At 63.7% G+C, this 21489-nt stretch carries 24 protein-coding genes; 17 read left to right on the top strand and 7 right to left on the bottom strand.

Annotated features, from left to right (window positions below; genetic code table 11):
* Positions 1-54: 54 nt before the first annotated feature.
* Entirely contained in the window at positions 55-1275 is a 1221-nt protein-coding gene (locus tag EG244_RS11195; RefSeq protein ID WP_124965080.1) for a pyridoxal phosphate-dependent aminotransferase, read from the bottom strand.
* Between the two features lie 100 nt (positions 1276-1375).
* Between EG244_RS11195 and EG244_RS11190 the strand changes: the two genes are divergently transcribed.
* The 3 genes from EG244_RS11190 to EG244_RS11180 all read left to right on the top strand — a co-directional run bounded on the left by EG244_RS11190 (position 1376) and on the right by EG244_RS11180 (position 4592).
* Positions 1376-2239, top strand: coding sequence for a LysR family transcriptional regulator (locus tag EG244_RS11190; RefSeq protein ID WP_124965079.1), 864 nt, complete (start codon positions 1376-1378; stop codon positions 2237-2239).
* A gap of 100 nt (positions 2240-2339) precedes the next feature.
* Positions 2340-3290, top strand: a complete 951-nt coding sequence (locus EG244_RS11185; protein WP_124965078.1) for a hydroxyacid dehydrogenase — start codon at positions 2340-2342, stop codon at positions 3288-3290.
* A gap of 63 nt (positions 3291-3353) precedes the next feature.
* On the top strand, positions 3354-4592 hold the full coding sequence (locus EG244_RS11180; RefSeq protein WP_124965077.1) for an Hsp70 family protein: 1239 nt from the start codon (positions 3354-3356) through the stop codon (positions 4590-4592).
* Here EG244_RS11180 and EG244_RS11175 read toward each other — a convergent pair.
* A complete protein-coding gene (locus EG244_RS11175) occupies positions 4584-5324 on the bottom strand; it encodes a tyrosine-protein phosphatase (protein ID WP_124965076.1) in 741 nt (246 codons plus the stop codon). The two genes, EG244_RS11180 and EG244_RS11175, sit on opposite strands and share 9 nt — an antisense overlap.
* Before the next feature lie 149 nt (positions 5325-5473).
* Here EG244_RS11175 and EG244_RS11170 point away from each other — a divergent pair, with 149 nt between their 5' ends.
* Genes EG244_RS11170 through EG244_RS11150 form a run of 5 tightly spaced genes read left to right on the top strand, consistent with a single transcriptional unit; the run spans position 5474 to position 11353 of the window.
* Positions 5474-5950, top strand: a complete 477-nt coding sequence (locus EG244_RS11170; protein WP_124965075.1) for an NAD(P)H-dependent oxidoreductase subunit E — start codon at positions 5474-5476, stop codon at positions 5948-5950.
* Positions 5947-7473 carry a formate dehydrogenase beta subunit gene (locus EG244_RS11165; protein WP_124965074.1) on the top strand — a complete coding sequence of 509 codons (1527 nt, stop codon included), beginning with the start codon at positions 5947-5949 and terminating at the stop codon, positions 7471-7473. The genes EG244_RS11170 and EG244_RS11165 overlap by 4 nt, the downstream gene beginning before the upstream one ends.
* Positions 7466-10348: a formate dehydrogenase subunit alpha gene (fdhF, locus tag EG244_RS11160; protein WP_124965073.1), complete on the top strand. Its 2883-nt coding sequence runs from the start codon at positions 7466-7468 to the stop codon at positions 10346-10348. Before EG244_RS11165 ends, fdhF begins: the two co-directional genes overlap by 8 nt.
* Positions 10345-11130, top strand: a complete 786-nt coding sequence (gene fdhD / locus EG244_RS11155; RefSeq protein ID WP_124965072.1) for a formate dehydrogenase accessory sulfurtransferase FdhD — start codon at positions 10345-10347, stop codon at positions 11128-11130. The genes fdhF and fdhD overlap by 4 nt, the downstream gene beginning before the upstream one ends.
* Complete coding sequence (locus EG244_RS11150) at positions 11120-11353, top strand: formate dehydrogenase subunit delta (protein ID WP_124965071.1); 234 nt, start codon at positions 11120-11122, stop codon at positions 11351-11353. The genes fdhD and EG244_RS11150 overlap by 11 nt, the downstream gene beginning before the upstream one ends.
* On the opposite strand, the gene EG244_RS11145 is transcribed toward EG244_RS11150, so the two are convergent.
* On the bottom strand, positions 11350-12663 hold the full coding sequence (locus tag EG244_RS11145; RefSeq protein WP_124965070.1) for a FliI/YscN family ATPase: 1314 nt from the start codon (positions 12661-12663) through the stop codon (positions 11350-11352). The genes EG244_RS11150 and EG244_RS11145 overlap by 4 nt on opposite strands.
* Before the next feature lie 81 nt (positions 12664-12744).
* Here EG244_RS11145 and flgB point away from each other — a divergent pair, with 81 nt between their 5' ends.
* From flgB to EG244_RS11100, 9 genes are read left to right on the top strand one after another with little or no spacing between them, the layout of a single operon-like run.
* Positions 12745-13128, top strand: coding sequence for a flagellar basal body rod protein FlgB (gene flgB / locus EG244_RS11140; protein ID WP_124965069.1), 384 nt, complete (start codon positions 12745-12747; stop codon positions 13126-13128).
* Positions 13128-13505, top strand: coding sequence for a flagellar basal body rod protein FlgC (flgC, locus tag EG244_RS11135; protein ID WP_124965068.1), 378 nt, complete (start codon positions 13128-13130; stop codon positions 13503-13505). Before flgB ends, flgC begins: the two co-directional genes overlap by 1 nt.
* 21 nt (positions 13506-13526) lie before the next feature.
* A complete protein-coding gene (fliE, locus tag EG244_RS11130; protein WP_124965067.1) occupies positions 13527-13811 on the top strand; it encodes a flagellar hook-basal body complex protein FliE in 285 nt (94 codons plus the stop codon).
* Complete coding sequence (locus EG244_RS11125; protein WP_124965066.1) at positions 13811-14080, top strand: flagellar biosynthetic protein FliQ; 270 nt, start codon at positions 13811-13813, stop codon at positions 14078-14080. The genes fliE and EG244_RS11125 overlap by 1 nt, the downstream gene beginning before the upstream one ends.
* Positions 14081-14083: 3 nt before the next feature.
* Complete coding sequence (locus tag EG244_RS11120; RefSeq protein ID WP_124965065.1) at positions 14084-14803, top strand: flagellar hook-basal body complex protein; 720 nt, start codon at positions 14084-14086, stop codon at positions 14801-14803.
* A gap of 10 nt (positions 14804-14813) precedes the next feature.
* Positions 14814-15599 (top strand): flagellar basal-body rod protein FlgG, encoded by a 786-nt coding sequence (gene flgG / locus EG244_RS11115; protein ID WP_124965064.1) that lies wholly within the window; start codon positions 14814-14816, stop codon positions 15597-15599.
* A gap of 1 nt (position 15600) precedes the next feature.
* Entirely contained in the window at positions 15601-16020 is a 420-nt protein-coding gene (gene flgA / locus EG244_RS11110; protein ID WP_199737935.1) for a flagellar basal body P-ring formation chaperone FlgA, read from the top strand.
* Entirely contained in the window at positions 16020-16742 is a 723-nt protein-coding gene (flgH, locus tag EG244_RS11105) for a flagellar basal body L-ring protein FlgH (RefSeq protein ID WP_124965063.1), read from the top strand. The genes flgA and flgH overlap by 1 nt, the downstream gene beginning before the upstream one ends.
* 12 nt (positions 16743-16754) lie before the next feature.
* Positions 16755-17210 (top strand): flagellar basal body-associated FliL family protein, encoded by a 456-nt coding sequence (locus EG244_RS11100; RefSeq protein WP_124965062.1) that lies wholly within the window; start codon positions 16755-16757, stop codon positions 17208-17210.
* A 1-nt stretch (position 17211) separates the two neighbouring features.
* Here the strand turns inward: EG244_RS11100 and EG244_RS11095 are convergent, their stop codons facing one another.
* The 4 genes from EG244_RS11095 to EG244_RS11080 are packed head-to-tail and all read right to left on the bottom strand — an operon-like array spanning position 17212 to position 21489.
* Positions 17212-17583, bottom strand: a complete 372-nt coding sequence (locus EG244_RS11095; protein ID WP_124965061.1) for a hypothetical protein — start codon at positions 17581-17583, stop codon at positions 17212-17214.
* Positions 17583-18650 carry a flagellar type III secretion system protein FlhB gene (flhB, locus tag EG244_RS11090; protein ID WP_124965060.1) on the bottom strand — a complete coding sequence of 356 codons (1068 nt, stop codon included), beginning with the start codon at positions 18648-18650 and terminating at the stop codon, positions 17583-17585. The genes EG244_RS11095 and flhB overlap by 1 nt, the downstream gene beginning before the upstream one ends.
* Positions 18650-19423 carry a flagellar biosynthetic protein FliR gene (locus EG244_RS11085; protein ID WP_124965059.1) on the bottom strand — a complete coding sequence of 258 codons (774 nt, stop codon included), beginning with the start codon at positions 19421-19423 and terminating at the stop codon, positions 18650-18652. The genes flhB and EG244_RS11085 overlap by 1 nt, the downstream gene beginning before the upstream one ends.
* Positions 19420-21489: a flagellar biosynthesis protein FlhA gene (locus EG244_RS11080; RefSeq protein ID WP_124965058.1), complete on the bottom strand. Its 2070-nt coding sequence runs from the start codon at positions 21487-21489 to the stop codon at positions 19420-19422. Before EG244_RS11080 ends, EG244_RS11085 begins: the two co-directional genes overlap by 4 nt.

Below are 21489 nucleotides of genomic sequence, written 5' to 3'. Positions count from 1 at the left end.
AGCGATTTCAAAACGCTGCCCGGGCGCGACCGGCCCGGGCAGAGAGGCGCTGCCTCAACGGCGGTAGCGATTGACCATTTCGGTGATCCGTTCCGCCGCCGCAACAGCCGCCTTGTGATCCTGGCTGAAGTTCAGCCGCAGGCTGGCGGCGGTATGCGGGCTGAACTCGGTGCCCGGTGTCACCACCACCCCGGCCTGCAGGCGCAGCAGCTTCACGAAATCGCCGGGGCTGACCGCCAGTTCCGGCATCTGCGGGAAGAGATAGCTGCCCGCGCGCGGGGTGCGGGCGCTGACGCCTTCGCACTGGCGCAGAACCGACAGCAGCTCATCGCGGATCGCCTCATGGGCGGCGATGCGGGCCTCCATCCAGCCCGGCTCTTCGGCGAACCAGCTGCGCAGCACCGCCTGGCTGTAGCCCGGCGCGCGCAGCGCGACGATGGCCTGCAGCTTCTCCATCCGCGCGATCAGACGCGGCGCACCAAAGGCCACGCCCAGACGGAAGCCCGAGAGGGATTCGGTTTTCGACGGCCCCATGATGGTGATGACATTGTCAGGGTTCATCGCGGCTTCGGCGCGCAGATGGGTATAGCTGACCCCGGAATAGCGCAGCCGCGAGTACAGCTGATCGACGATCACCACGGCATCATAACGCGCCGCCAGATCGGCAATCGCGCGGATCTCGGCTGCGGAATACACCACACCCGCCGGGTTGTTGGGGTTGGAGAACAGGAAGGTCCGCGCCCCGGCCTTAAAGGCCGCTTCCAGACCGTTCAGATCAAGACCGGCCTCCGCCTCACCGGCGTTCAGATAATCCATCTGAACCGGGATCATCTCGCCTTCAAAGAATTCCACCAGCTTGCGGTTGGCGAAATAATCGGGCTGCACGATGGCGACCTTATCGCCGCGCCCGACATTGGCCGCGATCGCCAGAAACAGCGCGCCCTGCGTGCCCGTGGTGATCATCAGCCCGTCCTGGGCATCAACGCCCGCGCCGGTGAATTCGGCCAGACGCGGCGCGATCAGATCGCGGATGCTCTGGTCGCCGCGATATTCGGTATAGGCCTGCGAGCCGCCCGCCTGAAACCCGGCCGAGAACAGATCAAAGCTGCCCGGAGTCGGCGGATGCGCATCGACATCGCCATGCGAGAAATCGACCACGCGACCCGCAAGTTTGTCGCCGCGCGTCACCTCGGCCAGACCCTCAGAGGATTGGCGCACTTCCTGGCCGGGGGCGTTGTCGGTGGCAAGCTTTTGAAATTTCTGTTCGACGGACATGGGGGCGCTTCCTCAGATTCTGCTGACTGCGGGTTTATCGGCAATTGAGACTCCGGAAAATCTCGCTTTTCCTGCGTTCAGAAGATAGAAAATCTATCTTATGGATTTGCGCTTTCTGGAAACATTCGTGGCCGTGGCTGACTGCGGCTCTATTGCGGGGGCCGCGCGGCGGCTGAACCTGACCCCTGCGGCCCTGGCGCAGCGGCTGCGGGCGCTTGAAAGCGATCTGGGTCGCCCGCTGGTGCAGCGGGTGGGCCGCCACACCCGGCCCACGGCGGCGGGGGATGCCGTTCTGATCCGGGCGCGCCCCTTGCTGGAGGCGGCCCGGGATCTGCGCGCGGCGGCCGCGCAGGATGTGCCGGCGGGGCAGCTGCGCCTTGGCGCGATTGCCACCGCCTTGACCAGCCAGCTTCCGGCGGTGCTGGAGGATATGCGGACCCGCTGGCCGGAGGTGGATTATTTCATCCGGCCCGGCTCTTCGGTCGATCTTTATCATGCGGTGATTGAGGGGGAGCTGGACGCCGCGCTGATCCTGCGCCCGCCCTTTGCGATCCCGAAATCGGCGGGCTTTATCACCCTGCGCTCTGAGCCGCTGGTGCTGGTGGTGCCGCAGGATCTGGCGGGGCAGTCCGTTGAGGATCTGCTGAAAGATCAGCCCTTTATCCGCTATGACCGCAACCAGTGGGGCGGGCAGCTGGCTGAGAAATGGCTGCGCAGCGCAGGATTTGCCCCGCGTGACTGGCTGGAGCTTGACGCGCTTGATGCCATTCTGGCGCTGGTCAGCCGCGGTCTTGGGGTCTCGGTCCTGCCCGATTTTGCCCCGCCCTGGCCCGAGGGGTTGCAGGTCGCGCGGCTGCCGCTGCCGGGCGGCATGGCGCGGGATCTGGGGCTGCTTTGTCAAAGCCACAGCACGCGTGCCCCCGCAATCAGCGCTTTCCGCGAGGCCTGCCTGCGCTGTGCCTGAATTTCGGGCAGGCGGGAGTTTGCGCCTTCGGGCGCTCTTTCACATGCATTCGCGCTGTGACAGCCTGCGCGCGAGTCGCAGAAAGCCCCGGGGAATGAAAATGAAATGCCTGATCGTCCAGCCTGTCCATGAAGTCGGGCTTGCAAAATTGCGTGCGCAGGGCGTCGAGCCGGTCTTTCCCGCTTCGCCTGGGATGTCGGATGTGGCGGCGGCGCTGCCGGGTTGTGATGCGGTCATCACCCGCGATGCCGGGCTGACGGCTGAGGCCTTTGCCGCGGCGGACAGGCTGCGGGTTGTGGTGGTCCATGGCACGGGCCATGACGCGGTGGATAAAGTGGCGGCCTCTGCCAGGGGCGTTCTGGTCGCCAATACCCCCGGCGCCAATGCGCGCTCGGTGGCGGAGCTGGCGGTGGGGCTGGCGCTTTCGGCGGCGCGCCGCCTTCCTGCGGCGGATGCCTGGGAGCGTGCGGGGCGAGCAGGCTTTCGGGAAAGTGCCGTCTTTTCAGAGCTTTCCGGCAAGGCCGCGCTGATCGTGGGCTTTGGCGTGATCGGTCGCGATACCGCGCGGATCCTGCACCGCGCTTTCGGAATGGAGATCCTGGTGCATTCTCCCCGGGTCACCGACACCGAGGGTTTTGAGAAAGTGGCGAGCCTTGCGGAGGGGCTGGCCCGCGCCGATCTGATCTCGCTGCACACGCCGCTGCGTCCTGAGACCCGTCATATCATCGGGCGCGAGAGCCTGGCGGGCGTGAAGCCTGGCGCGGTTCTGGTGAACGTCGGCCGCGCCGGTCTGGTGGATGAGGTGGCGCTGGCCGAGGCGCTGGCCGATGGCCGCATCGGCGGTGCCGGGCTTGATGTCTATGAACATGGCGCGCCCCAGGGGCCGCTGGGCGGGTTCGATCAGGTGATTTTCACGCCGCATCTGGGCGCGAGCACCGAAGAGGCGCTGCAGCGTGTGGTCCTCGGCGCGGTCGATTCGGTCCTGACCGCCTTGCGCGGAGAGGTCCCGGCCACGGCGCTGAACGCAGCCGACTGGCGTTTTGCGGGCTGAGGCCGCTTGCGGGGGCGCGGGGGATCGGCTACGAGGCCACTCCCCCAAAGCCCGGAGCGCGCCATGACCGGTCCCGTCCTTGCCATCGATTTCGGAACCTCCAACTCGGCTGCGGCTGTGCTGCTGGAGGGCAAACTGACGCGCCTGCCGCTGGAAGGCAGCGCGGCCACCCTGCCGACGGCCGTCTTTTTCCCCGCCAAAGGCGGCGCGATGAAGATCGGCGAGGCCGCCTCAGAGGCGCTGATCGACGGCGAAGAGGGCCGCTATATGCGGGCGCTGAAATCGGTGCTCGGCACGCCGCTGCTGCATGAGCCGCGCCTGATCGGCGGCAAACGCCGCTCGGTGGCGCAGATCATCACGGGCTTTCTGGCGGAAGTGAAAGCCCGGGCTGAGGCGCAAAGCGGGCTGCGTTTTACCCGTGCCCTCTCAGGCCGTCCGGTGCATTTTCACACCAATGCCCCCGAGCGGGACGCCCAGGCTGAGGCCGATCTGCGCGCCTGCTATCTCGACGCCGGATTCGAAGCCGTTGATTTCATGTATGAACCCGAAGCCGCCGCCCATGCCTGCCAGAGCATGGGGCAGCCTGCCACCCTGGGGCTGATCGTCGATATCGGCGGCGGTACTTCGGATTTTTCGGTCTACCGTGCCGGAGAGGCCGGGGTTGAGATCATCGCCTCGCATGGTGTGCGCCTTGGCGGGACGGATTTTGATCATGCGGTCTCCATGCATCACGCCATGCCGGAACTGGGCCTTGGCGGGCAGTTGAAGCGCAGCTTTGGCGAGGGGCTTTTGCCGGTGCCGAACGGGATCTATGTCGATCTCTCGACCTGGGCGATGATCCCCTTTCTCTACACCCGCGAGACCGAACGCCTGGTCGAAGACATGGTCCGCCATGCCGTCGAGCCGGAAAAAATGCGCCGTCTGGGCGCGGTGATTGAGGATCAGAGCGGCCATGATCTGGCGTTCTCGGTCGAGCGCGGCAAGATCGCAGCCAATGCGGCCGAGCCGGATGCCGTCATCGCGATGGGCATGGTTGAACGCGGCCTTGCGGCGCGCATCACGCCCGGCAGCCTGAATGCGGCGCTGTCGCTGTACCGCCAGGATCTGCGCGCGGCGCTCTGGCAGGTGCTGATGAAAGCGGGCGTGGCCCCGGCTGAGATCGGCACCGTGGTGCTGGTCGGCGGCTCCAGCCTGCTGGGGCTTGTCGCTGAGGAAGCGCGCGAGGTCTGCCCCGGGGCGGCGCTGCACCGCTCCGAGGTCTTTACCGCTGTGGTCGACGGTCTGGCGCTGGCCTCAGGCTGAGACCAGCCGTCCGCGCAGGGTCGTCAGCACGTCGCTGCTCAGCCCGATCTCGCGCAGATAGGCGGGAATATCACCATATGTGGTGGTAATAAACTCCAGCGCCTCCTCCATGTAGTGGGGTTCGCAGCCGAGCATGGGGCGGATCAGCTCAGGATCGATGCCCCGCGCGGCAAGATCTGCGTTAAAAAGTGTAATCAGGCCCGGGATCAGCTCGCCGGTCAGGGCGTAATCCGCAAGGATCACCTCACGCTCCGCCCCCGCCAGCGCCAGCCAGAGCGCGGCGATCAGCCCGGTGCGGTCCTTCCCGGCGGTGCAGTGAAACATCACCGCGCCCTCGCCGGTCTCTGCGATGGCCTGGAAGACCTCGGCCACCATTTCGCCGCGCGCGGCGATGATATTGCGGTAAAACCCGGGCAAAGGCTCGGGGTCCGTGATCTCACGCATGGGGGCGAGATCGTTGTAAAGCGGCAGGTTGATCACCTCTATGCCACTGATCCCGCTGAGTTTCCCGGGATGCTGCCGGGCCTCGGCGGGGGCGCGCAGATCGATCACCCGGCGCAGGCCGCGCGCGAGCAGCAGATCAATATCGCCGTGGGTCAGCCGCCCCAGACCATCCGCCCGCAGAGCCTGGCCCCAGCGGGTTTCCGCGCCGCCCTGCAGGGCATAGCCCCCCAGATCACGCAGGTTGAAAGCGCCCTCAATCGGCAGGCGGCGGTCGGGATGATAGGGCATAATCGCATTCCTTCGAAATCTGACGCGATCATAATCGGGCGGGAGCCGGGGTCCAGAGCGGCAGTTGATAGATTTTGTCTATCAAGTAACGGAATCGCTCGGTTGATCGTCGGGCCCGGGGGAGTAGTCTGATACCGGAGGAGACTGCTATGACCCTGACTTCCGTCCGGACGGACAGCGCCCTTGAGGTGCTGGCCGCCAGCCTTGTGTCCCATGCTGACCGCGAGGGGCCGCTTCTGCCGATTTTGCATGATCTGCAGGCCGCCCTGGGGCAGATCCCCGCTGAGGTGTTGAAGCCCCTCGCTGCGGCGCTTCAGATGACCGAGGCTGAGGTCTGGGGCGTGGTCAGTTTTTACCATGATTTCCGCCAGGAACCCGCCGGTGAGCGGGTGGTGAAACTCTGCCGGGCCGAGGCCTGTCAGGCCCGCGGCAGTGAAGATCTGGCCGGGCGCCTGCTGGCGAAAGCCGGGATTTCCTGGGGAGAGACCACGCAGGATGGCCGTCTGACGATTGAGCCTGTCTATTGCCTTGGTCTTTGCGCCTGTGGCCCCGCGGCGCTGGTGGATGGCCGTCCTGTGGCGCGGCTGACCTTACCCTCTTTGGAAAAACTGGCAGGTGTCGCATGAAGATTTACCTGCCTCTCGACAGTTTTGCGGTGGCCTGCGGGGCCGATCTGATCGCCGAAACCCTGCGGGGAGAGGCGGCGCGGCGCGGGATTGATCTGCAGATCATCCGCAACGGCTCTCGCGGCATGGCCTGGCTTGAGCCGCTGGCCGAGCTTGAGATCGACGGCATCCGACATGGTTTTGGCCCGCTGGAACCTGCGGATGTTGCTGGCCTTTTTGATGAACCTGGCCGTCACCCCAAAGCGATCGGCCCGGTTGAGGCGCATCCTTTCTGGGCGGGCCAGACCCGGCTGACCTTTGCGCGGGTGGGCGTCATCGACCCGCTGTCGCTGCAGGATTATGAGGCCCATGGCGGTCTAAGCGGGTTGCGCCGCGCCCTGGGCATGAGCCGTGAGGACTGCCTGGAGGAAGTCACCCAGTCGGGGCTGCGCGGCCGTGGCGGCGCGGGTTTTCCGACCGGTATCAAATGGCAGACGGTGGCAAAAGCCGTTTCAGATCAGAAGTATATCGTCTGCAACGCCGATGAGGGCGACAGCGCCACCTTTGCCGACCGCATGCTCATGGAGGGCGATCCCTTCACCCTGATCGAGGGGATGATCATCGCCGGGATCAGCACCGGCGCCACCCGCGGTTATATCTTCACACGCTCGGAATATCCTATTGTTATCAGGGTGATGGAAGAAGCGATCCGCCGCGCCGAAGCGGCGGGACTTCTGGGAGAGGATATCCTCGGCTCGGGTCACAGCTTCCGGCTGGAGCAGCGGGTGGGCGCGGGGGCCTATGTCTGCGGCGAGGAAACCTCGCTTCTGAACGCCCTTGAGGGCAAGCGCGGCGTGGTCCGCGCCAAGCCGCCGCTTCCCGCGCTGCAGGGTCTTTTTGGCCGCCCGACGGTCATCAATAACGTGATTTCTCTCGCCACGGTGCCGGTGATTTTCGCAAAAGGCGCAGCGCATTACCGCGATTTCGGCATTGGCCGCTCACGCGGAACCATCCCGCTGCAGCTGGCGGGCAATGTGAAATACGGCGGGCTGTATGAGACCGCGTTTGGCCTGACGCTGGAGCAGATCATCAACCAGATCGGCGGCGGCACGGCGACGGGTCGTGCGGTCAAAGCGGTGCAGGCGGGCGGGCCGCTGGGGGCCTGGTTTCCGACCTCTCTCTTCCATATTCCCTTTGGATATGAAGAGTTTGCAGGTGCCGGCGGTCTCATTGGCCATGCCGGTCTGACGGTGGTGGATGACGGCACCGATATGCTGAAAATGGCGCGCTTTGCCTTTGAGTTCTGCGCCGTTGAAAGCTGCGGGAAATGCACCCCCTGCCGCATTGGCGCGGTGCGCGGGGTTGAGGTGATTGACCGGATCGGACGGGGCGATGCGGCGGCGGTGCCGCTGCTGCAAAGCCTGTGCGCCACGATGAAAAGCGGCTCGCTCTGTGCGCTCGGGGGCTTTACGCCTTATCCGGTGCTGTCGGCCCTGACCCATTTCCCACAGGATTTTTCCGTGAAGGAACAGGTAGATGCGTGATTTCGTCCTGCCAGATGACAGCCGTGACCTTGGCACTCCGGCCAGCCGCAGCACCACTTTGGTGACGCTGAATATCGACGGTTTTGACGTGACGGTGCCTGAGGGCACCTCGCTGTTTCGCGCGGCCGCCCTTGCGGGGATCCCGATCCCGAAGCTCTGCGCCACCGACAGCCTGGAGGCCTTTGGCTCCTGCCGTCTGTGCCTCGTTGAAATTGAGGGCCGTGCGGGCACGCCGGCCAGCTGCACCACCCCGGTGGCCGAGGGGCTGCGCGTTCGCACCCAGACCACGCAGCTAAAGGATCTGCGCCGCGGGGTGATGGAGCTTTACATCTCGGACCACCCGCTGGATTGCCTGACCTGCGCGGCCAATGGCGATTGCGAGTTGCAGGATATGGCCGGGGCCGTGGGTCTGCGTGAGCAGCGCTATCTGCCTGAGGCCAATCACTTTCTTGCCCGCGACACCAGCGGCATGGCCAATCCGCTCTGGCAGCCGAAGGATGAGACGAACCCCTATTTCACCTATGATCCGGCGAAATGCATTGCCTGCTCGCGCTGCGTGCGGGCCTGCGAAGAGGTGCAGGGCACTTTTGCGCTGACCATGGAGGGGCGCGGGTTTGACTCGCGCATTAAGGCGGGCGGGCCGGCGGACAGCTTCCTGACCTCGGACTGTGTGTCCTGCGGGGCCTGTGTTCAGGCCTGCCCGACGGCGACTTTGCAGGAAAATAAGGTCATCGAGATCGGCACGCCCGACCGTTCGGTGCTGACCACCTGCGCCTATTGCGGCGTCGGCTGTCAGTTCACGGCCGAGTTGCGCGGGGACGAATTGGTGCGGATGGTGCCCGCCAAACAGGGCAGGGCCAACCGCGGTCATTCCTGCGTGAAGGGCCGCTTTGCCTGGGGCTATGCCGGGCACCGCGACCGCATCACCAGCCCGATGATCCGCGACAGCATTGATGAGCCCTGGCGTGAAGTCAGCTGGGATGAGGCATTGAGCTTTGCTGCGGGCCGCCTGAATGCCATCCGCGAGACCCATGGCCGCAATGCCCTGGGGGTCATTACCTCCTCGCGCTGCACCAATGAAGAAACCTATTTGGTTCAAAAGCTTGCACGCGCGGTCTTTGGAACCAACAACACCGATACCTGCGCCCGTGTTTGCCACAGCCCCACGGGTTATGGTCTGGGTCAGACCTTCGGGACCTCTGCGGGAACGCAGGATTTCGACTCGGTTGAGCAGTCGGACGTGATCCTTGTGATCGGCGCCAACCCCTCAGCCGCGCATCCGGTCTTTGCCAGCCGGATGAAAAAGCGCCTGCGTCAGGGGGCAAAACTCATCGTCCTCGACCCGCGCCGCACCGAGACGGTTGAGGGGGCGCATTATAAAGCCGCCCATCATCTGGCGCTGACGCCCGGCACCAATGTCGCCGTGGTCTCGGCCATGGCGCATGTCATTGTGACCGAAGGCCTTTTTGATGAGGCCTTTATCCGCAGTCGCTGCGACTGGGACGAATTTCAGGACTACGCCGAGTTCATCCGCGAGCCGCGCCACGCGCCGGAGGCCGTTGAGCTGATCACCGGCGTTCCGGCCGCAGAAATCCGCGCCGCTGCAAGGCTTTACGCGACCGGTGGGAGTGCCGCGATCTATTACGGCCTCGGCGTGACCGAGCATTCCCAGGGCTCGACTACCGTCATCGCCATCGCCAATCTGGCGATGATGACCGGCAATATCGGGCGTCCGGGCGTGGGGGTAAACCCGCTTCGGGGGCAGAACAACGTCCAGGGCTCCTGTGATATGGGGTCTTTTCCGCATGAGCTTCCGGGCTATCGCCACGTGAAAAACCCCGAAGTGCGCGCGATCTTTGAGGCCGCCTGGGGTGTTGCGATTGATCCTGAGCCAGGCCTGCGCATCCCCAATATGTTCGACGCCGCCCTCGATGGCAGCTTCCGCGGGCTTTATTGTCAGGGCGAAGACATTCTGCAGTCTGACCCCGACACCACGCATGTGGTCGCGGCGCTGCGGGCGATGGAATGCGTGATCGTGCAGGATCTCTTCCTGAATGAGACCGCGCTTTACGCCCATGTCTTTCTGCCGGGTGCCTCCTTCCTCGAAAAAGACGGCACCTTCACCAATGCCGAGCGCCGTATCAATCCGGTGCGCCGCGTCATGGCCCCGAAGGCCGGCTATGCCGACTGGGAGGTGACGCAGCTTATTGCCAATGCGATGGGGGCAAGCTGGAACTACAGCCATCCCTCTGAAATTATGGACGAAATCGCCCGTCTGACGCCGAGCTTTGCGGGCGTGAGCTATGATCTGCTGGACCGTCTCGGCTCGGTGCAATGGCCCTGCAATGAGGCCGCCCCTGAGGGGACGCCGCTTATGCATATCGACGGTTTCATGCGCGGTCGCGGTCGCTTTATCCGCACCGATTATGTGGCGACGGATGAGAAAACCGGCCCGCGTTACCCGCTTTTGCTGACCACGGGGCGGATTCTCAGCCAGTATAACGTGGGGGCGCAGACGCGCCGGACCGACAACAGCACCTGGCATTCGGAGGATGTGCTGGAGATCCACCCCCATGATGCGGAAACCCGCGGCATTCGTCAGGGGGATTGGGTGCATCTGGTCAGCCGCTCGGGAGAGACGACGCTGAGGGCCGATGTGACCGACCGGGTTTCGCCCGGCGTGGTCTATACCACCTTCCACCACCCTGAGACTCAGGCCAATGTCATCACCACGGATTATTCCGACTGGGCGACAAACTGCCCGGAATTCAAGGTGACCGCAGTGCAGATCAGCCCCTCAAACGGGCCGACCGACTGGCAGCGGGACTATGCCTCCCATGCCGGGAAGTCCCGCCGGATTTTGCAGGTGTCATGACCGGACGGATGCGCTTTGGCAGCCCCCGGCCCCCGCGCAGCCTTGCGCCGGAGGTGCCGGTGGCGCTGGTCTATGACGGGGCGACCATGGCGGTGATGATGGCCTCTCCGATGGATGCTGTTGATTTCGCTTATGGATTTTCGCTCTCAGAGGGGATCTGCGCGGTGGAGGACATTGCAGAGGTGGAGCCGGTGGAAGAGGGGGGCGGCCTCGATCTGCGGATCTGGCTGCGGCCTGGCGCACAGCTTCGCCAAAGCCTTGCGCGGCAGATGCGGCCTGGTCCGGTTGGCTGCGGCATCTGCGGGCGCGAAAGCCTGGCAGAGGCGCTGAGGGATCTGCCTCCTCTGCCTCTCCCGGATTTTTCTTTGTCCGCAGAAGGGGTTCTGCAGGCCGTTCAGGCGCTGCCTGCCTTGCAGCTGCATCACCAGGCCACCCGCGCGATGCATGCCGCGGCCTTCTGGGACGGCGGGCGATTGACCACGCTGCGCGAGGATGTCGGACGTCACAATGCGCTGGATAAGCTGGCCGGGGCCTTGGTGCGGCAGGGGGCAGATCTGCGCCAGGGTGCCGTGCTGATGACCAGTCGGATTTCCGTCGATCTGGTGCAAAAGGCTGCGGCGCTGCGCGTGCCGGTGCTGATCGGATTGTCAGCGGCCACCGATGGGGCGGTCGCCCGGGCGCGCAGCCTGGGGCTGACGCTGATTGCCAATGCCGGGGCAGAAGGGTTTGACCTTTTTTCTGCGCCCGAACGAGTGAAGGGAGAGTTCAGCCATGTCTCATAACGCAACCCAGGACAAACTGGTGCGGATGGCCAATCAGATCGCAGATTTTATGGCCAGCCGCCCTGAGGCAGAGCAGCTGGAGGGTTTGTCCGGCCATATCAACGACTTCTGGGCCCCCTCCATGCGGCGTGTGCTGCTTGATAAGATCGCAGCGGGCGATGAAAATCTGCACCCCCTGGTGCGGCGGGTCTCGGCGCTGATCCGGCCTGTCAGCGCGGCTTAATCTGGCAGACAGGTCTTGAGGTGGCGAAAGCTCTCCGCGCTGTCCTGAGGCTCATCCTCGGCCAGAAAGGCGTCGAGATCGGGGAAAGCGGTGATGGCCTGATCGGTCAGCGGGTCGCTGCCCTTGGCATAAAGCCCCGCCTGGATCATCAGTTCTGAGCGGTCCCAGGCCCCCAGCAGCCGCCGCGCGTGTAAGATCAGCGCGTTTTCCTCTGCCGTGGCAGCCTCGGGCAGACTGCGCGAGACCGAGCGCAGCAGATCGATCGCCGGATAACGCCCGCGCTCGGCGATGCGGCGGTCCAGAACCACGTGCCCATCCAGCGTTCCGCGCAGAATATCTGCAATCGGCCCCTCCATATCCGAGCCTGCGACCAGCACCGAGAACACGGCCGTAATATCCCCCTCGCCCTCCGGCCCTGGCCCCGCCCGCTCGGCCAGCGACATCACCATATGCGAGACCGAGGGCGGAAATCCGTCCAGGCTGCCGGTCTCTCCGGCGGCCAGCGCAATCTCACGGTGTGCCTCGGCGAAACGGGTGATCGAATCGGCGATCAGCAGCACATGACGGCCCTGTTCGCGGAAATGCTCAGCAATCGCCATGGCCGTCCAGGCGCAGCGCCGCCGCACCTGCGGGGCCTGATCCGAGGTCGCGGCAACCACCACGGTGCGGGCCATTCCCGCCGTCCCGAGGACCTTTTCGGTGAAGTTCCGCAGCTCCCGGCCGCGCTCTCCGATCAGGGCAAAGACCACCACATCGGCCTGCAGCTTCGTGGCAAACTTCGCAAGAAGCATGGATTTTCCGATGCCAGAGCCTGCAAAAAGCCCGATCCGCTGCCCCTGGACCAGAGGGAGTAAGGTATTGAAAACACGCATTCCCGTCTCAAGGCGCTGGCCTGTCATCCGCCGCTCTGCGGCCTTTGGCGCCGGGCTGCGCAGAGGTCGCGAGACGCGCCCGCGAAAGAGGGGGCGTCCGTCCAGCGGCCGCCCGGCGGGATCGATAATCCGACCGATCCAGCTGTCGTCGGGCGCAATTTCCGCGCGACCTGCGACTGTGACCACAGTGCCGATTCTCAAACCTTCCGCCGGACCCTCCGGCAGGATCGTCACCCTGTCCGCCGAAAGGCGCAGCACCTCGCCGCTGATCGGCCCGCCCGGCCCCTCAATCTCCACCCGATCGGAGAGCGCGGCTTTGCCCTGAAGACCCGTGACCTCCAGCACCGCGCCTGACAATTCGCTGATCCGCCCGATCTGCCGGGTGGGAGTAATCTCAGAAAGACGAGCCCGAAGCCCGGCGAAAATCTCGTTCTGCATGACCCGACTCGCTGCTGCCAATTACGGTTTCTAAAGGAATCACCATTAAGCCTTAGTGAAACCGGAGTGGGAGAAGCCCCGATGTTCAGCAGTCAAATTCTGGTACAGCAGATGGCCCGCGGTCTCGCAAAGCATGCGGCCGCGCAGCAGGTTGAGGTGGCGAAGAACCTCGCCAATGCCGATACGCCAGGCTTTCGCGCCCGGCGTATGACTGACTTTGCCGAGATGATCGGTGACCCGGCACCAGGGCCCCGCGCCAGCCGCGCCTCGCATCTGCACCGGCCTGCGGAATACCGCTTCGAAGCGCGCGAAGAGCGTGGCAACGGCAATCCCAACGACAACTCGGTCTCGCTTGAGGCCGAGATGATGCAGGCGGCGCGGGTGCGGCAGAGCCATGACATGGCCCTGGCCATTCAGTCGGGCTTCTCAGGCCTGTTCAAAACGGCCCTTGGGCGGAGAAGCTGATGTCAGATCTGCTGAACTCACTCTCTGTTTCCGCCTCGGGAATGGACGCGCAGGCCCGTCGCCTGCGCCATACGGCTGAGAATATCGCCAATGCCGACACGCCGGGCTACCGGCGAAAAACCATTGATTTTCAAACCGAAGCAGGGGGGGGCGTGCGGCCGGGTCCGATGCGGCTTGATCCAGCGCCCTTCACCAAAATTCATGATCCCGGCCATCCGCTTGCCGATGCCCTTGGCCAGTATGACGGCTCCAATGTGGAGATGATCACTGAGATTGCTGACGCCCGTGAAGCGCAGCGCAGCTACGACGCCAATCTGAAAATTTTTGATCAGTCACGGCAAATGACGCAGAGCCTTTTTGAACTGCTGCGCCGCTGACCCCGGAAAAAGGAGTTTTCCATGGATATCCAAGCCTCTTACGCGGCAGGGGCCTATGCCCGCGCGCGCAGTGCAACCAGCCCGGAAGAAGGGGGCAGCCCCGGCCTGATGACCCGCAGCCTGCAGGATTTCACCAAAGTCCTGCAGCAGGGTGAGCAGACGGCCCTTGCCGCCATGACCGGACAGGCGGATCCCCATGCCCTTGTCCAGGCGCTCAGCGCGACGGAACAGGCGGTCGAGACAGTGGTCGTTGTGCGCGATCGGGTGGTCGAGGCCTATCAGGAACTGCTGCGGATGCCAGTCTGATGCTGACGGAAGCTGCGCTCTTTGACCTGCTGCGGCAGGGACTTTGGATCGCGGTTCAGATGTCCGCACCACTTCTGACGGTCGCGCTTGTCGCCGGACTGGCGGTCGGGCTTTTCCAGGCCCTGACCTCCGTTCAGGAAATGACGCTGACCTTCGTTCCTAAACTCGCGCTTATTCTGGTCACCTTCTGGGCCACGATGAGCTTCATGACCAGTCTGCTGCGCGATTTTTTCACGACGGCCCTGGTCCCCCTCATTGCCGGAGGATGAGTGATGGAAAACGCGATCTACGCGACCCTCACCCGCCAGGCTGGCCTCATGCGCGAGATGCATGTGGTCGCCAATAATATTGCCAATATTTCCACCACCGGCTTTCGCCGGGAAGGCGTTGTTTTTTCTGAATTCGTGCGCGCGATTCCCGATGTGCCATCGCTTTCGATGGCGCGGGCCTCACCGCGTGTTGTGGATCTTCAGCCCGGAGAATTGATCCAGACCGGCGGCACCTTCGACATGGCGATCGAGGGAGAGGGCTTTCTTCTGATCGACACCCCTGAGGGGGAACGTCTGACGCGGGCGGGCCATTTTACACCTGGTCCGGACGGCGTTCTGGTTAACCCTGACGGCTATGCGCTGCTGGATGCGGGCGGCACGCCGGTGGCCATTCCGCCTGGTGCATCGGGGCTTTCGCTGGCACGCGACGGCACACTTTCTGCCGCGGGTGAGCCGCTGGCGCTGATCGGGCTGTGGCAACCCGTCGATCCGTTAAGCCTGCGTCACCAGCAGGGCACCTATTTCAGCGCTGATGCCACTGAGCCGATCGAGCCTGGTGCGGGCTCTGCGCTGCTGCAGGGCTGGCTTGAGAATTCCAATGTGAACCCGGTCGCAGAGATTGCCCGGATGATTGAAGTGCAGCGCGCCTATGAATTGGGGCAGGGGCTGCTTGATCGCGAAGACCAGCGCATTCGCGGCGTCATTCAGACACTTGGCCGATAGGAGCTGACAAATGAAAGCACTTCAGATTGCCGCCAGCGGCATGGCCGCGCAGCAGATGCGGGTGGATGTGGTCTCTCACAACCTCTCGAACATGTCGACGACGGGCTATAACGCGCGGCGTGCCGAATTTGCCGATCTGCATTACCGACAGGTCGCAAAGCCCGGCACCATCTCGGCTGAAAATGGCACCATGCTGCCGACCGGAATTCAGATCGGTATGGGCGTCCGTCCGACTGCCGTGTCGCCGATTATTGAGCAGGGTCCGGTGCTTGCAACGGGGGGGGATCTTGATATCGCCATCGAAGGCCGCGGCTGGCTGGAGGTGACCCTGCCGTCCGGCGTCACGGCCTATACCCGCGACGGCGGGTTGAAGCGCACGGGTGAAGGGGTGATCGTCAGCTCTGACGGCCATACCGTCGGAGACGGCATTACCATTCCTCCCGAGACCCGCAGCATTACCATCAGCGCTGCGGGTGAGGTCTGGGCCAATTTCACCGACCGGGTGGCGCCGCAGCAGATCGGACAGCTGACGCTTTCGTCGTTCATTAATGATCGCGGGCTCGAGGCGATCGGCTCGAACCTCTACCTTGAGACTGAGGCTTCGGGCCCGCCGGTCAGTGGTGCACCAGGGCAGGAGGGCCTGGGCACATTGCGCCAGCATTATCTTGAAGAAAGCTCCGTCGATGCGGTGCGTGAGATCACCGAGCTTATCCGCGCCCAGCGAGGCTATGAGCTGAATGCAAAAGTCATTACGGCCGCCGATGCGATGCTCGCGGCGACAACGCAGCTGCGCTGACATGATGAAGTTGGCTGTTTTCGTGCTTTTTGCGCTTGCAGGTCCCGCCCTTGCCGAGGGGCTGGCAGCCAAGCGCGTCATTCGGGCCGGCACCGTTTTGGGTGAGGCCGATGTGATTGCGGTCCGTGCCGTGCCAGGGGGCCTCTCTGACCCATCTGAGGTCATCGGGCGCGAAGCGCGGGTGACGCTTTATGCCGGGCGGCCCCTGCGCTCCGCCGACCTCCGGGCGCCCGCCTTAGTTGAGCGCAACCAACTGGTAACGCTGGTTTTCAGGGCTGGAGGGCTGTCGCTTCTGGCGGAGGGCCGGGCCCTTGCCCGTGGCGGTGAGGGAGAAAGGATCCGGATTATGAACCTGCAGTCACGGGTCACCATTTTTGGCACGGTTTTGCCTGATGGCACCGTGTTCGCAGGGGGGCGTTGATGCGCAGGCCGGGTTTATTCTGTCTCCTGGCGCTGGCCGCCTGCAACGATCTGGGCAGCACCGGGCGCCAGCCCCGGTTCAGCGGGCTGCAGGAGGGTGAACAGTTTGGTGCCATGTATGCCCCGCCGTTTCCCGCCAGCGCCGAGGTGCGCGGCCCGACCCGGGAGGCGTCACTCTGGCGGGCAAGTCGGGGCTCTCTGCTGGGCGATCGGCGCGCAGCGCGGCGGGGTGATATCCTGACGGTGGTCATTGAGATCGACGACTCTGCAGAGATTTCGAACGCCACGGATCGCTCGCGCAGCGGTCAAAGCGCGATGGGAATGCCGCAACTCTTTGGACTGCCTCAGAATTTGGATCGAAAACTGGCACAGGGTGCCTCAATGGCAAATGCGGTACAGGCCAGTGGCAGCGCCAGCTATTCCGGGGACGGGTCGGTGGCGCGCAAGGAAAAACTGGCACTGAGGATTGCCGCAACGGTGGTGGAAGAGTTGCCCCACGGTGTCCTGCGCATTGAGGGCCAGCAGGAGGTGCGCGTTAACTTTGAGCTGCGCGAGCTGATCGTGACCGGCTATGTCAGGCCGGGGGATGTCTCACGTCTCAATGAGATCACTTATGACAAAATCGCCGGCGCCAGAATTTCTTATGGCGGGCGGGGCCAGATCACTGATGTGCAACAGCCGCGCTGGGGGCAACAGCTCACAGACAGCCTGCTGCCATTTTAAGGAGATGCGAGAATGAAATGGCTGTTCCCCCTTGTTATGATCCTTCTGTCATCCTTTGGTGGCGCAGCCGCCGGCTGGTGGCTTCGTCCTGCTCCGGAGGCTGTAGCAGCCACGGAGGAGGCAAGTGCACAGGAAGCATCTGGCGAGATCAGCTACTACAAATTGCCCAACCAGTTTGTCGTGCCGGTGGTGGAGAGCGGGCGCGTTGCATCTGTTGTCCTGATGTCACTGACCGTGCAACTTCGGGGCGAAACGACCGAACAGGTGGCCTTTCAGGAGCCGAAGCTTCGCGACGAGTTTCTGAAAGTGCTCTTTGAACGCGCCAATGTAGGCGGCTTTCGTGGAAATTTTACGGGCGAAAGCCAGGTTGCCCAATTGCGACAGTCTCTCCTTGAGGCGGGCCGTTTGGTTTTGCCTGGGGCGATCGAAGATATCCTGATCACGGATCTGTTGCGTCAGGATCAGTAATTCAGCCGGGATCCGGTCGGGGTTTCCGTACCGATCCCGGGCAGAGTTTCCCAATCACATCCGCCTTCCCGAAAGCTTCGCGCGCTTCGGTCAGCCGCTCTGCGGCTTCGGCCTTTTGGCGGGCCAGCAGGCCGTTCAGGGCAATGCGACGCCGCTCTGCCCAGCTGCGATAGAGCAGGCGCTGCTGTTCCATCGCAGCTGCATCATCGCCTTCGAAGCGAATCCCGGGCGGGCAATTCAGGCCTGCCAGTTGGTCAGTGGTTTTTTCACACTCAAGCCGCGCCGCAGTCAGCGCGGCGAGGGCAAGGTCCGACTTCATCCGGGACAGCTGATGCAGGTTTTTCAGGCGGGTTCTGTCGGGCGTACTTTTCATCAGCTTCTCCAGCGGCCGGCAGATTTGCTGCGCAGCGATTCCGCGTAGCGAATGGCTGCTGCAACCGCGCGGTAGTGATCAGGGCGGATCTCTTCACCCACTGCCACTGAGGCGTAGAGCGCGCGTGCAGCGGGGGGATCACGGCGGATCGGAACCTTTGCCCGCTCTGCAGCTTCACGTATGCGCAGCGCGATCTCGTCGGTTCCTTTGGCAAGGCAGACGGGCGCGTGACGGCTGCCGCGCTGCCAGGCAAGGGCGACGGCATAATGTTCAGGATTTACAAGGACCACGCTTGCCTTCGCGACATCGGCGATCATGGTGCGTGTCGCAATCTCTTCCGAGCGCTGGCGGCGTTTCGCCTTCAGATGCGGGTCGCCTTCTGACTGGCGGAGTTCATCGGTCATCTCTTTGCGGGTCATTCGCAACCGGCGGTGATGATCAAATCGCTGCCACACCAGATCTGCGAGAGAGATGCTTAGCTGCAGCAAAAACAGCCAGAATAGAAAACCACCCAGGAGTTCGGCCCCCAGCAGGATGTTCTGCCGCGCGCTCAGGGCGGTGGTTTGCAGCAAAGTGCCGCTTTGTTGCAAAAGCAACCAGATCAGAAGCGCCGCGATCAGGGTCAGCTTCAGAGCGCTGCGGAGAAATTCAACGATCCCGGTCAGGCCGAATTTTCGTTTAAACCCGGCCAATGGGGAGATGCGGTTCAGTTTCGGCTGCAGGCGATCAGGGGCAAAGATCAATCCGCGCTGTGCAAAAAGCGACAGGAGCACGAAAAGCGCCGGGATCAGAAACCACGGCAGAAGCGGGAGTGCCACTGAGCCTGCGAGAGCCAGAAGACCCTCTCCGCCGTAATGCGCTGCAGTTTCAGGGCGTTCGAGCAGGCCCTGCAGGATGACCGCCGGCCCCTCAGCTCCCTGGGGCCAGGCCCAGGCGGCAAAAAGAAGACCACCCGTTGTCGCAGCAGCCGCCAGATCGCGGCTGATGGCAATCTCACCGCGGCTGCGCGCATCGTCCAGGCGGCGCTGGCTGGGGGCGAATTCCTTCTCGCCATTCTCCTGCTGCATCAGAGACCTCCGCCGGGTGCGAAGGGATTGTCCAGCCAGATCTGCACTTCGGTGAGCCACAGGGCAAGGATGATCGGCGTCGCGCTGACCAGAAGGACCAGCGCCCCAAGCGTGAGAGCCGGCGCGCCGATCAATACCACCATGAGCATGGGCATCGCACGGTTTATCGCGCCAATGGCAACGTTATAGAGCAGGCCGCCAATCAGAAAAGGCGCCGCAAATGAAAGTGCGAGCCGGAAGCTGCGGGAGACACCCGTAACTCCCCAGGCGGCCGCATCCGCGCTCAGAGGCGAGGCCCCCTGGGGCAGCAATTCGTAAGAACTGATCAGAAGGGCGGCAGCGGCCTCCGGCAGGCCCATGGCACACAGAAGCGCGAGGGCCGCGTAGGTTAGCAGGTTTGAGATGCCCGACTGAGGCTCAGACCCTGGGCCGGTGAAAATCTGAGCGAGTGATCCGGCCTGCGCTGCCATCATGCCAGCGACCTGCAATGCCATCAGAAAGAAGCGGAAGCCCGCCCCGAGGAGCAGGCCGTTCCCGGCCTCTGCAAGCAGAGACCCGATGCTGATCGCGGCCGGGGCGCTGAGGGCCGGTGTGACGACCGCAGTCAGGCAGAGTGCTGCTGCCAGACGGATCCGTGCGGGGATGATCTGCTCACCCAAAGCAGGCAGCAGCGCTATGAAAGCGCCGGCTCGGAGAAAACAAAGAACGCCGGCCTGGACTATGATGCTTCCGGCACCCGTCCCCCAGGAAAGCAGCTCTTCCAAAGGGGTCATGCCGGCACCTGCCCCACCAGCGAGGGGCGGGCGCTGGTTCCCAGTTCTTCGTAGCTCAGCACCGGGACGGGGAGGCGGCGGGCGGTCAGAACGCTGTGCAAAAACCGCCGGCGTTGTGCAGAGGTGATCACGGCCGGGGACAGCCCCTGTTCGGTCGCGCGGGTAATCTGAACGTTTAAGCCGTTGGAGAGCCTTTGAAACTCTTCAGGCGGCAGGGCGATATCACTGTGCCCGCGCTCTGCGTCCATCTGGTAGCGGGTGAAGGCCTGGTCCCATTCGGGTGCAAGCTGTACGAGAGGGATGGTTCCGTCGGGACGACGCAGAGCGGCAATCAGCTGGAAGCTGAGGCGGCGGCGGACATGTTCGCAGATCGCTTCTGCGGTCAGAGGGCCGTGGCGAACCTCTGACATCGCTTCGAGGATAAGGGGGAGGTTGCGCACAGAGACGCGCTCCTCAAGCAGAAGGCGCAGTACAGAGAGAAGTTGCTCAGGGGCAACTTTGTCCGGGACCAGATCATCCAGAAGCCTCCGGTTTGCGTCTGACCGGGCCGGGTCGCTGAGGCTGGTCAGCTCGTCGAAGAGGCGCCTGAGGCCGCGCAGTGTCAGGAGGCGCGGCAGATGTTCTTTAATGATCTCAAGAAGGTGCGTGGCAAGAACTTCGGAGGGTGAGACGACGGTTAATCCGCTGAGCACTGCTGCCTCCTGGCTTTCTGCCGCAATCCAGCGGGCGGGGGCGCCGTAGACCGGCTCGCGGACATCTTCGCCGGACGGGGCGGGCAGCTCGCTTCCCGCTGGCTGAAGTACCAGCGCGCGGCCGGCCCGAAGGCTGTCGCGTGCAGCCTCTGCCCCCTGAATGAGGATGCGGTACGTGCCTGCGGGCAGGGTTGCCTCATCGGTCAGACGGATTTCGGGCAGGATGATCCCAAAATTCGTGGCAACATGTGTGCGGATCGAGGAAATTCGGGCATCAAGTCCGGTTCCGGGATCAAGGATAAGGGCGACAAGGTCCGGGGCGACCTCGACATGAATTTCATCAAGGTCGATCATATCTCCGATCGGCTTGCGCCGCGATTGGGCCGGGGGCTCAATTTCGTTTACCTGCAGGTTTTCTTCCCTGCGCCGCTTCAGGGCGAGGGCGGTGAGCAGGCCTGCGGTTGCGATGAATGGCAGGAAGGGAAGGCCGGGAAACAGCGCAATGACCGCGAGCAGGCCTGCCACCGTTAAAAGCGCTGCCGGAAAGCGGCCCAACTGGGAAAACAGGGCTTGGTCGGCTGAACCGGTTACACCGCCGCGCGCGAGCAGCAGAGCCGAGGCGACCGAGATGATGACGGCCGGGATCTGCCCGACAAGCGCATCCCCCACGGTAAGCATTGTATAGGTGTTCAGTGCCTGAGAAATCGGCATGCTGTGGGAAAATACCCCGACGGAGAGGCCGACCACCATATTGAGGCCGGCGATCAGAAGGCTTGCAATGGCATCCCCGCGCACGAATTTCGACACCCCGTCGAGCGATCCGAAGAAGGTCGTCTCCGCCAGCTCTTTCTCACGGCGGCGGCGCGCCTCGGTGGCGTCGATGGCACCCGCGCTCATATCGGCATCGATTGCGAGTTGCCGTCCGGGGAGGCCGTCGAGAGCAAAGCGGGCCCCGACCTCAGCCATGCGGCCAGCACCTTTGGTAATGACCATAAAATTCACGATCAGCAGGACGCAAAAGACCACGACGCCCTGCAGGACGGATCCGCTCATCAGGAAGCCGGCAAAGCCTTCGATGATGCTGCCTGCGGCGTCGGTACCGGTGTGGCCCTGCGAGATGATAAGCCGCGTGGAGGCCACGTTCAGGGCCAGGCGCAGCATCAGGCTGGCGAGAAGGATTGTGGGAAAGGACGAAAAATCCAGCGGCCGTTCGACAAAGAGGGTGACGGTGAAGATCAGGATTGCGAGGGAAAAGGAGGCCGCCAGACCAATATCAAGAAGCCATGCCGGCATCGGCAGTACCATCATCAGAATGATGGTGAGCAAAGCCAGAGCGAGCAGGACGGTGGGCTGAAGCAGGGCATTTTTGAGCAT

The sequence above is a fragment of the Falsigemmobacter faecalis genome (assembly GCF_003863335.1).
GTDB lineage: Bacteria > Pseudomonadota > Alphaproteobacteria > Rhodobacterales > Rhodobacteraceae > Wagnerdoeblera > Wagnerdoeblera faecalis.
Note: the sequence above shows the minus strand (reverse complement) of the source record. Positions and strands in the feature narration are given on the sequence as shown.

Coding starts and splice junctions, on each gene's coding strand:
- flgG (WP_124965064.1), top strand. CDS start 14,814: ATGAAAGCACTTCAGATTGCCGCCAGCGGCATGGCCGCGCAGCAGATG.
- flhB (WP_124965060.1), bottom strand. CDS start 18,650: ATGCAGCAGGAGAATGGCGAGAAGGAATTCGCCCCCAGCCAGCGCCGC.
- EG244_RS11180 (WP_124965077.1), top strand. CDS start 3,354: ATGACCGGTCCCGTCCTTGCCATCGATTTCGGAACCTCCAACTCGGCT.
- EG244_RS11085 (WP_124965059.1), bottom strand. CDS start 19,423: ATGACCCCTTTGGAAGAGCTGCTTTCCTGGGGGACGGGTGCCGGAAGC.
- EG244_RS11100 (WP_124965062.1), top strand. CDS start 16,755: ATGAAATGGCTGTTCCCCCTTGTTATGATCCTTCTGTCATCCTTTGGT.
- EG244_RS11080 (WP_124965058.1), bottom strand. CDS start 21,489: ATGCTCAAAAATGCCCTGCTTCAGCCCACCGTCCTGCTCGCTCTGGCT.
- fliE (WP_124965067.1), top strand. CDS start 13,527: ATGGATATCCAAGCCTCTTACGCGGCAGGGGCCTATGCCCGCGCGCGC.
- flgA (WP_199737935.1), top strand. CDS start 15,601: ATGATGAAGTTGGCTGTTTTCGTGCTTTTTGCGCTTGCAGGTCCCGCC.
- EG244_RS11145 (WP_124965070.1), bottom strand. CDS start 12,663: ATGCAGAACGAGATTTTCGCCGGGCTTCGGGCTCGTCTTTCTGAGATT.
- EG244_RS11175 (WP_124965076.1), bottom strand. CDS start 5,324: ATGCCCTATCATCCCGACCGCCGCCTGCCGATTGAGGGCGCTTTCAAC.
- fdhF (WP_124965073.1), top strand. CDS start 7,466: ATGCGTGATTTCGTCCTGCCAGATGACAGCCGTGACCTTGGCACTCCG.
- flgC (WP_124965068.1), top strand. CDS start 13,128: ATGTCAGATCTGCTGAACTCACTCTCTGTTTCCGCCTCGGGAATGGAC.
- flgH (WP_124965063.1), top strand. CDS start 16,020: ATGCGCAGGCCGGGTTTATTCTGTCTCCTGGCGCTGGCCGCCTGCAAC.
- EG244_RS11150 (WP_124965071.1), top strand. CDS start 11,120: ATGTCTCATAACGCAACCCAGGACAAACTGGTGCGGATGGCCAATCAG.
- EG244_RS11190 (WP_124965079.1), top strand. CDS start 1,376: ATGGATTTGCGCTTTCTGGAAACATTCGTGGCCGTGGCTGACTGCGGC.
- EG244_RS11195 (WP_124965080.1), bottom strand. CDS start 1,275: ATGTCCGTCGAACAGAAATTTCAAAAGCTTGCCACCGACAACGCCCCC.
- flgB (WP_124965069.1), top strand. CDS start 12,745: ATGTTCAGCAGTCAAATTCTGGTACAGCAGATGGCCCGCGGTCTCGCA.
- EG244_RS11125 (WP_124965066.1), top strand. CDS start 13,811: ATGCTGACGGAAGCTGCGCTCTTTGACCTGCTGCGGCAGGGACTTTGG.
- EG244_RS11095 (WP_124965061.1), bottom strand. CDS start 17,583: ATGAAAAGTACGCCCGACAGAACCCGCCTGAAAAACCTGCATCAGCTG.
- EG244_RS11120 (WP_124965065.1), top strand. CDS start 14,084: ATGGAAAACGCGATCTACGCGACCCTCACCCGCCAGGCTGGCCTCATG.
- EG244_RS11170 (WP_124965075.1), top strand. CDS start 5,474: ATGACCCTGACTTCCGTCCGGACGGACAGCGCCCTTGAGGTGCTGGCC.
- EG244_RS11165 (WP_124965074.1), top strand. CDS start 5,947: ATGAAGATTTACCTGCCTCTCGACAGTTTTGCGGTGGCCTGCGGGGCC.
- EG244_RS11185 (WP_124965078.1), top strand. CDS start 2,340: ATGAAATGCCTGATCGTCCAGCCTGTCCATGAAGTCGGGCTTGCAAAA.
- fdhD (WP_124965072.1), top strand. CDS start 10,345: ATGACCGGACGGATGCGCTTTGGCAGCCCCCGGCCCCCGCGCAGCCTT.